7 protein-coding genes are annotated in these 6552 nt (G+C 71.6%); all 7 read right to left on the bottom strand.

Annotation, left to right across the window (positions count from 1 at the left end; all coding sequences use genetic code 11):
• Nucleotides 1–143: 143 nt before the first annotated feature.
• Complete coding sequence (gene metK / locus ACFVUH_RS15745; RefSeq protein WP_355375527.1) at nucleotides 144–1352, bottom strand: methionine adenosyltransferase; 1209 nt, start codon at nucleotides 1350–1352, stop codon at nucleotides 144–146.
• A gap of 152 nt (nucleotides 1353–1504) precedes the next feature.
• On the bottom strand, nucleotides 1505–2740 hold the full coding sequence (gene coaBC / locus ACFVUH_RS15740; RefSeq protein WP_387913672.1) for a bifunctional phosphopantothenoylcysteine decarboxylase/phosphopantothenate--cysteine ligase CoaBC: 1236 nt from the start codon (nucleotides 2738–2740) through the stop codon (nucleotides 1505–1507).
• Nucleotides 2741–2926: 186 nt separating this feature from the next.
• Complete coding sequence (gene rpoZ, locus ACFVUH_RS15735) at nucleotides 2927–3193, bottom strand: DNA-directed RNA polymerase subunit omega (RefSeq protein WP_030056185.1); 267 nt, start codon at nucleotides 3191–3193, stop codon at nucleotides 2927–2929.
• A gap of 36 nt (nucleotides 3194–3229) precedes the next feature.
• Nucleotides 3230–3787, bottom strand: coding sequence for a guanylate kinase (gmk, locus tag ACFVUH_RS15730; RefSeq protein WP_344338787.1), 558 nt, complete (start codon nucleotides 3785–3787; stop codon nucleotides 3230–3232).
• 48 nt (nucleotides 3788–3835) lie between these two features.
• Nucleotides 3836–4162 carry an integration host factor, actinobacterial type gene (gene mihF, locus ACFVUH_RS15725; protein WP_030056187.1) on the bottom strand — a complete coding sequence of 109 codons (327 nt, stop codon included), beginning with the start codon at nucleotides 4160–4162 and terminating at the stop codon, nucleotides 3836–3838.
• A gap of 371 nt (nucleotides 4163–4533) precedes the next feature.
• The gene (pyrF, locus tag ACFVUH_RS15720) at nucleotides 4534–5367 is read right to left on the bottom strand and encodes an orotidine-5'-phosphate decarboxylase (protein ID WP_355375534.1); all 834 of its coding nucleotides are present in this window, start codon (nucleotides 5365–5367) and stop codon (nucleotides 4534–4536) included.
• A gap of 31 nt (nucleotides 5368–5398) precedes the next feature.
• Nucleotides 5399–6511 carry a quinone-dependent dihydroorotate dehydrogenase gene (locus ACFVUH_RS15715; protein ID WP_355375537.1) on the bottom strand — a complete coding sequence of 371 codons (1113 nt, stop codon included), beginning with the start codon at nucleotides 6509–6511 and terminating at the stop codon, nucleotides 5399–5401.
• Nucleotides 6512–6552 lie beyond the last annotated feature (41 nt).

Below are 6552 nucleotides of genomic sequence, written 5' to 3'. Positions count from 1 at the left end.
CACCACCAGCCCCTGGCGGCGCACCACCACCCCCCAACTAAGACCCGGCCCCCACCAAAAAACCCCCTGGGGGGGCCCCCCCGCCCCCCCGGGCGCCCACCACCTGCCGTCAAACGATCAGATCAAACGATCGGGTCGGCCGATCAGTCCTCGACGGCCTTCTTCAGCTGCTCCACGCGGTCGGTCCGCTCCCAGGTGAAGTCCGGCAGCTCACGGCCGAAGTGGCCGTACGCGGCGGTCTGCGAGTAGATCGGGCGCAGCAGGTCCAGGTCGCGGATGATCGCGGCCGGACGCAGGTCGAAGACGTCGCTGACGGCCTTCTGGATGGTGAGGACCGGCACGGTCTCGGTGCCGAAGGTCTCCACGAACAGGCCGACCGGCTCGGCCTTGCCGATCGCGTACGCGACCTGCACCTCGGCGCGGCGGGCGAGGCCGGCGGCGACGATGTTCTTCGCCACCCAGCGCATCGCGTACGCGGCCGAGCGGTCCACCTTGGACGGGTCCTTGCCCGAGAAGGCGCCGCCGCCGTGGCGGGCCATGCCGCCGTAGGTGTCGATGATGATCTTGCGGCCGGTGAGGCCGGCGTCGCCCATCGGGCCGCCGATCTCGAAGCGGCCGGTCGGGTTGACCAGCAGGCGGTAGCCCTCGGTGACGAGCTTGATGCCCTGGTCGGCCAGCGCCTTCAGCTCCGGCTCCACGACGAACTCGCGGACGTCCGGGGTCAGCAGCGACTCCAGGTCGATGTCACTGGCGTGCTGGGTGGAGACGACCACGGTGTCCAGGCGGACGGCCTTGTCGCCGTCGTACTCGATGGTGACCTGGGTCTTGCCGTCGGGGCGCAGGTACGGGATGGTGCCGTTCTTGCGGACCTCGGTGAGGCGGCGCGAGAGGCGGTGGGCCAGGGTGATCGGCAGCGGCATCAGCTCGGGCGTCTCGTCGGACGCGTAGCCGAACATCAGGCCCTGGTCGCCGGCACCCTGCTTGTCCAGGTCGTCCTCGTCACCCTCGACCCGGGCCTCGTACGCGGTGTCGACGCCCTGGGCGATGTCGGGCGACTGAGCGCCGATCGAGACCGACACGCCGCAGGAGGCGCCGTCGAAGCCCTTCTTGGAGCTGTCGTAACCGATCTCCAGGATCTTGTCCCGGACGAGCTGGGCGATCGGCGCGTACGCCTTGGTGGTCACCTCGCCGGCCACGTGCACCTGGCCGGTGGTGATGAGCGTCTCCACCGCGACCCGGGAGGCCGGGTCCTCGCGGAGGAGCGCGTCAAGGATGGTGTCGCTGATCTGGTCAGCGATCTTGTCGGGGTGTCCCTCGGTGACGGACTCCGAGGTGAACAGGCGGCGAGACACAGCGCTCCCTGGGGTTGCAGCGGCTGCTGACTGAAAGACCCCGGACGGATCCGGGGGCTTCCGGAAAGACTTGATTCCTGGAGTGTAACGGTCAGCTATCGAGGAACGTCACGCGATTCCGCAATTGAAGACCGTCCGCCCACTCTGCGAGATCAGTCGGCGGAGGGATCAAGCCGTTCCACGACGAGGTCCCACACGACGTCCGCGAGCGCCTCCTTCGGGCCCACCGGAACGGGCGTCTCACTGCCGTCGGCGCCCAGTACCACGGCCTCGTTGACGTCCTGGCCGAAGGCCTTGCCGCCGCCGACCTCGTTGACGACCAGCAGGTCGCAGCCCTTGCGCGCGAGCTTGGCGCGGCCGTTGGCGAGCACGTCGTCGGTCTCCGCCGCGAAACCCACGACCAGTTGGCCCGAACGGGTGCGGTGGGCGGAGAGCTCCGCCAGCACGTCGGGGTTGCGGACGAGCTCGACCGGCGCCGGCTCGACGCCCTCGACCTTCTTGATCTTGCCGGCGGCGTAGACCGCGGGCCGGAAGTCGGCCACCGCCGCGGCCATGACCACGGCGTCCGCGTCCTGGACCGCCTTCAGCGCGGCGTCCCGCAGCTCCAGCGCGGTCGCCACCCGGACCACGTCCACCCCGGCCGGATCGGGCAGCTCGGCATTGGCCGAGATCAACGTCACACGGGCGCCGCGGGCCGCCGCGGTGGCCGCCAGCGCGTAGCCCTGCTTGCCGGAGGAACGGTTGCCGAGGTAGCGGACCGGGTCCAGCGGCTCGCGGGTGCCACCGGCCGAGACCACCACGTGCCGGCCGGCCAGGTCGGTCCGCCCGCCGCCGTGGCGCAGCACCGCGCGGCAGGCGTCGAAGATCGCGGACGGCTCGGGCAGCCGGCCCTTGCCGGTGTCCTTGCCGGTCAGCCGTCCGCTGGCGGGCTCCAGCACGATGACGCCCCGGCGGCGCAGCGTGGCGACGTTCTCCCGGGTCGCCGGGTGCTCCCACATCTCGGTGTGCATCGCGGGCGCCAGGACGACCGGACAGCGCGCGGTGAGCAGGGTGTTGGTCAGCAGGTCGTCGGCCAGCCCGTGGGCGGCCTTGGCCATCAGGTCGGCGGTGGCCGGGGCGACCACCACCAGGTCGGCGTTCTGCCCGATCCGCACGTGCGGCACCTCGTGCACGCTGTCCCAGGTCTCGGTGGCGGCCGGGCGGCCGGACAGGGCGGCCCAGGTGGCCTCGCCGACGAAGTGCAGCGCCGCCGCGGTGGGCACCACGGTCACCCGGTGGCCGGACTCGGTGAACCGCCGCAGCAGCTCGCACGCCTTGTACGCGGCGATGCCGCCGCTGACGCCGAGGACGACGCGCGGTGCGTCCGTCCGCTCCGTGCCACCGCTCATGGTCCCCAGCTCTCCTCGTGGCGCTCCGCAGATGCCAGCCAACCCTACGGCGCCCCGGCGATCACCCGCACTGTGGCACCCCCCACACCCCCCACACCCCCACACCCGCCGGAGCCGCCCCCGGGAACGCCGAAGGGCCCGTCGGAGCGGACTCCGACGGGCCCTTCGCACGAAGGTGGGCCCGCCTCAGGCGGCCTCGACCGCCTCGGCGGTCAGCATGCCGGCGTTGATCTCGCGCAGCGCGATCGACAGCGGCTTCTCGTGCACGTGGGTGTCGACCAGCGGGCCGACGTACTCCAGCAGGCCCTCGCCGAGCTGGGAGTAGTACGCGTTGATCTGACGCGCACGCTTGGCCGCGTAGATGACCAGGCTGTACTTGGAGTCGGTGGCCTCAAGCAGCTCGTCGATCGGCGGGTTGATAATGCCCTCGGGCGCGGTCATGGAAGAGGACACGCGAAAACCTTCCGAAAGGGTGGAAAAGACAACAGGTCAGCCTACACCGAGCAAGGCTAGCAGTTCGCTCGCCACCTGCTCGACGGAGGTGTTGACCAGGGTCGTGTCGAACTCCGGCTCGGCCGCCAGCTCGACCTTCGCGGCCTCCAGCCGCTTCTCGATCACGTCCTGCGGCTCGGTCCCCCGGCCGGTGAGCCGGCGGACCAGCTCGTCCCAGCTCGGCGGGGCCAGGAAGACCAGCTGCGCCTCGGGCATGGACTCGCGCACCTGGCGGGCGCCCTGCAGGTCGATCTCCAGCAGCACGGGTTCGCCGCGCTCCAGCTTCTCCTGGACAGCCGCGCGGGGGGTGCCGTAGCGGTTGCCCGCGAACACGGCCCACTCCAGCAACTCGCCGTTGGCGATCAGCTTGTCGAACTCGTCGTTGTCGACGAAGTGGTACTGGACCCCGTTCTGCTCGCCCGGCCTCGGGTGGCGGGTCGTCGCCGACACCGAGAGCCAGACCTCGGGGTACTGCTTCCTCATATGAGCGACGACCGTGCTCTTGCCGACCCCCGAGGGGCCGGAGAGCACGGTCAGCCGCGGACGCTCACTCATGCACCGATTATCCCGGATCGCGGACGATCCCGGGACCACGGGGCACGGTCAGGCGGCACCGCCGCCGAACTCCCGCTCCAGGGAGGCGATCTGGTTCGTGCCGAGACCACGGACCCGGCGGCTCTCGGAGATGCCGAGCCGCTCCATGATCTGCTTGGCCCGAACCTTGCCGACACCCGGAAGGGACTCCAGCAGGGCGGAGACCTTCATCTTGCCGATCACGTCGTTGTCGGCCTTGCCGGCCTTGATCACCTCGTGCAGGGAGGCGCCGGAGTGCTTGAGCCGGTTCTTGACCTCGGCGCGCTCCCGGCGAGCCTCGGCGGCCTTGGCGAGCGCGGCGGTGCGCTGTTCAGGGGTAAGGGGCGGAAGAGCCACGCCGTTCACCTCAGGTGTGGATGGAAGGGATTGAACTCTGACTGTTGTGCTTCCCAGGGCACCGGTCGACGCCGGCCGGGAGAGCGAACTCGCCGCCCCTGACCTGCGGGAGCAGCGGGTTTCGCGGCTCCTCGGTGACCTATCGCCGGACACTACCCGGATTGCGGCGCCACGTCAGGAAAAGAACACGAAAAGTCCTGGTCAGCCAAGGCCGACCAGGACTTTCCCGGGCAAAATGACCGTGATTGCGAACCTTTGGCGGCACCGATGTGACGGCGCTCACGTCAAGCCGCCGCCCCCGTGAACCGTCGCGGCCCGTCAGCGCGGCGCTCCGCGGCGTTCGCCAGGAGCGAACCCGTCCTTCTCGTCCGCTACTTGACCGCCTCCGCGTACTCCTGGACAAAACGGTCGGCGGCCGAGCGCAGCGCCTCCACCGAGGGGCCGTGCTTCAGGACGTCCCGGCTGACGCTCGGCACCACGTTGCGCACCGAGGCGCCGAAGACCCGCGGCAGGTCCGCCATGGTCGCGCCCTGGGCGCCGATCCCGGGGGCGAGCAGCGGGCCGTTGATCGCCAGGTCCACGCCCGCGTCGGCGAGGGTCGCCCCGACCACCGCGCCGAAGGAGCCCAGCGGCTCGGCCCCGGCGTTCTCGGCGGCCAGCTGGCGCAGCACCGCGGCCGCCACCGGCTCGCCGTCCGCGCCGACGGCGCGCTGCACCTCGGCACCCTCCGGGTTGGAGGTGAGCGCCAGCGCGAAGACGCCCGCGCCGTTGGCCGTGGCGAGGTCCAGCGCCGGCCGCAGCGAGCCGAAGCCCAGGTAGGGGCTGACCGTCACCGCGTCCGAGAACAGCGGGCTGCCGGGCGACAGGAAGGCCTCGGCGTAGGCGGCCATGGTGGAGCCGATGTCGCCGCGCTTGGCGTCCATCAGGACGAGCGCGCCGGCCGCCCTGGCCTCCTCGACGGACTTCTCCAGGACGGCGACGCCCCGCGAGCCGAAGCGCTCGAAGAACGCGGCCTGCGGCTTGAGCACGGCCACCCGGCCGGCCAGCGCCTCGACGACGGTGCGGCTGAAGGTCTCCAGGCCCGCGACGGTGTCCTCCAGGCCCCAGGCGGCGAGCAGGGAGGCGTGCGGGTCGATGCCGACGCAGAGCTGCCCGCGGGTGTCGAGGGCGTGGCGCAGGCGGGTGCCGAAGGGGGCGAGGGTCATGACGTCCTTCCGGGGAGCGTGAGGAGGGGGTTCAGACGGCCTTGCGCGCGTCCACCGCGCTGCCGACGGCCGCGGCCAGGCTGCGGAAGCCACCGGCCCGCAGACGGGCGGACAGGCCCTTGTGGATGCGCCGGCACCAGAACGGGCCCTCGTAGATGAAGGCGCTGTAGCCCTGGACCAGGTCGGCGCCGTGGACGATCCGCTGCCAGGCGTCCTCGGCGGTCTCGATGCCGCCGACCGAGACCAGCGCCAGCCGGCCCCCGGTGCGGGCGCGCAGCCGCTGGAGGACCTCCAGCGCGCGCTCCTTGAGCGGGGCGCCGGACAGGCCGCCCATGCCGATCTCCTCGACCCGGGCGGCGTCGCAGCGCAGGCCCTCGCGGCCGATCGTGGTGTTGGTGGCGATGATGCCGTCCAGGCCCAGCTCCAGGGCCAGGTCGGCGACCTCGTCGATGTCCTCGTCGGCCAGGTCGGGGGCGATCTTGACCAGCAGCGGCACGTGGTGCGGGGTGGTCCGGTCGGCGGCCTCGCGCACGGCGCTCAGCAGCGGGCGCAGGTGCTCGACGGCCTGCAGGTTGCGCAGCCCGGGGGTGTTCGGCGAGCTGACGTTGACCACCAGGTAGTCGGCGTAGCGGGCGAGGCGCTCGGTGGACTTCACGTAGTCGGCGACCGCGTCGGCCTCCTCGACCACCTTGGTCTTGCCGATGTTGACGCCCACCACCGGCGTGGAGCTGGTGTGCGGGCGGGCGGCGAGGCGGGCGGCGACCCGGGCCGAGCCCTGGTTGTTGAAGCCCATCCGGTTGATCAGGGCGCGGTCCTCGACCAGCCGGAAGAGCCGCGGCTGCGGGTTGCCCGGCTGCGCCTCGCCGGTCACGGTGCCGATCTCGACGTAGTCGAAGCCGAGCATCGACAGGCCGTCGATGCCGACGCCGTTCTTGTCGAAGCCGGCCGCCAGGCCGAACGGTCCGGGCAGCGCGAGGCCGAGGGCGTCGGTGCGCAGCGCCCGGTCGCGCGGGGCGAGCACCAGCCGGACCAGGCCGCGCAGGCCCGGTACCGAGGAGGCCAGCCGGATCCAGAAGAAGGCCAGGTGGTGGGCCTTCTCGGGGTCCATCTTCTTGAAGACGAGGTCGAACAAAAGCTTGTACACAAAGTCCTCCCAGGGCATGGAAGTGGGGGGCACCCGGCGGT

The sequence above is a fragment of the Kitasatospora sp. NPDC058032 genome (assembly GCF_042885845.1).
GTDB lineage: Bacteria > Actinomycetota > Actinomycetes > Streptomycetales > Streptomycetaceae > Kitasatospora.
This window is presented reverse-complemented; position numbering and strand designations above follow the sequence as displayed.

Coding starts and splice junctions, on each gene's coding strand:
- coaBC (WP_387913672.1), bottom strand. CDS start 2,740: ATGAGCGGTGGCACGGAGCGGACGGACGCACCGCGCGTCGTCCTCGGC.
- pyrF (WP_355375534.1), bottom strand. CDS start 5,367: ATGACCCTCGCCCCCTTCGGCACCCGCCTGCGCCACGCCCTCGACACC.
- gmk (WP_344338787.1), bottom strand. CDS start 3,787: ATGAGTGAGCGTCCGCGGCTGACCGTGCTCTCCGGCCCCTCGGGGGTC.